At 41.2% G+C, this 1,518-nt stretch carries 3 protein-coding genes; all 3 read left to right on the plus strand.

The features are described 5' to 3' along the window. The coding region (locus tag H5072_RS19200; protein ID WP_220488719.1) for an ATP-binding protein at window positions 1-146 on the plus strand (146 nt) is incomplete at its 5' end. Further along, the gene (locus H5072_RS19205; protein ID WP_039485075.1) at window positions 147-608 is read left to right on the plus strand and encodes a response regulator; all 462 of its coding nucleotides are present in this window, start codon (window positions 147-149) and stop codon (window positions 606-608) included. Between the two features lie 10 nt (window positions 609-618). Next, window positions 619-1,518, plus strand: a 900-nt coding sequence (locus tag H5072_RS19210) for a response regulator (RefSeq protein WP_182694476.1), incomplete at its 3' end; no start/stop codon positions are given.

Raw genomic sequence — 1,518 nt, forward strand, 5'->3', positions numbered from 1 at the left:
CGGGTATTGGCCTTTCTGTATGTAGGCGTATTGTGGAGCGCCACGGCGGAACAATTACAGCCCAAAGTAAAGACGGTGAAGGTGCAACCTTTATTATAAAACTACCTGTGGAAGCTGAGCTTTTCACATTGCAAGGAGAGGCTTAAATGCCCTATTCAAAAGTAAAACCGATTACTATTTTAATGGCAGACGACGATGAAGATGATCGTTTGTTAACACAAGATGCCCTTGCTGAAAGTCGTGTACTTAACGAGCTTCATTTTGTTGAAGATGGCGTTGAGTTGCTTGAGTATTTAGAGCGTAAAGGTAAGTTTGAAGACAAAGCAGTTTCGCCGCGTCCTGGACTTATATTACTTGATTTAAATATGCCTAGAATGGATGGCCGTGAAGCGCTTGAAGCTATAAAAGGAAACCCTAACTTAAAGGGAATTCCGGTTGTTATATTAACTACGTCTAAACAAGAAGAAGACATGGTTAAAGGGTATAACTTAGGTGCTGCATCTTACATTACAAAACCAGTAACGTTTGATGGTTTGGTTGATTTGATGAAAACGCTAGGAAAATACTGGGTAGAATTTGTAGAGCTACCGACAACATTTAACGATTAATGGAGATTGTATGTTAGATAAAGTGACTCAGTTGCTGCTTGTAGAAGACGATGAAGATGATTACATACTCACCTGCGACTATCTGGACCAATTGGATTCACACACGTTTAACATTCAATGGATAAGCTCTCCAGAGCAGGCAATTGCAACGCTTAGTAAAAATGAGCACGACATTTGCCTGCTTGATTACCGCTTGGGTGCATCGAATGGTTTAGATGTATTAAAAGAAGCAATTGCCAATGGCTTTAGCGGTCCCATTATTATGCTTACCGGGCAGTCAAACGACGAGTTAGACTCGGCGGCGCTTGATGCCGGTGCAGTAGATTACTTAATTAAAACAGAAATGAGTTCGAGCCGCTTTGCGCGTGCTATTCGTTATGCTTTGGCACGTAAAGATGTTGAAGGCGAGAGAGTAGAACGCTTAAAAGCTGAAGCCGAAAACCGTTCAAAAGATCGATTTTTAGCTCATTTGAGCCATGAGTTACGTACTCCTCTATCGTCTATTTTAGGCTACACCGAACTGTTAATGCAGAGCGATTTTAGTCAGCAAGCTGAAAATGAATTGGGTGTTATTTATCGAAACGGTAAACACTTATTGAGCTTGTTAAACGACGTGCTCGACTTATCTAAAATAGCAGCCGATAAACTGGAACTGACCCTAAGCGAAGTTAACCTTGATAGCATGCTTGCCGATGTATACACGCTAATGCGCGTATCGGTTCTTGATAAGGGCCTTACGCTGCGCTTTGAATCACATCAGCCATTACCTTTGGTTGCACGACTGGATGCAACAAGAGTTCGTCAAATTTTAATAAATCTAATAAACAATGCGGTTAAATTTACCGATAAAGGCGAAATTGTTGTTAATGCGTGGACGCAATGGGTTGATGATCGCGAAATGCTATTTTTT

The organism is Pseudoalteromonas sp. SR45-5 (genome assembly GCF_014163565.1).
Taxonomy (GTDB): domain Bacteria; phylum Pseudomonadota; class Gammaproteobacteria; order Enterobacterales; family Alteromonadaceae; genus Pseudoalteromonas; species Pseudoalteromonas distincta.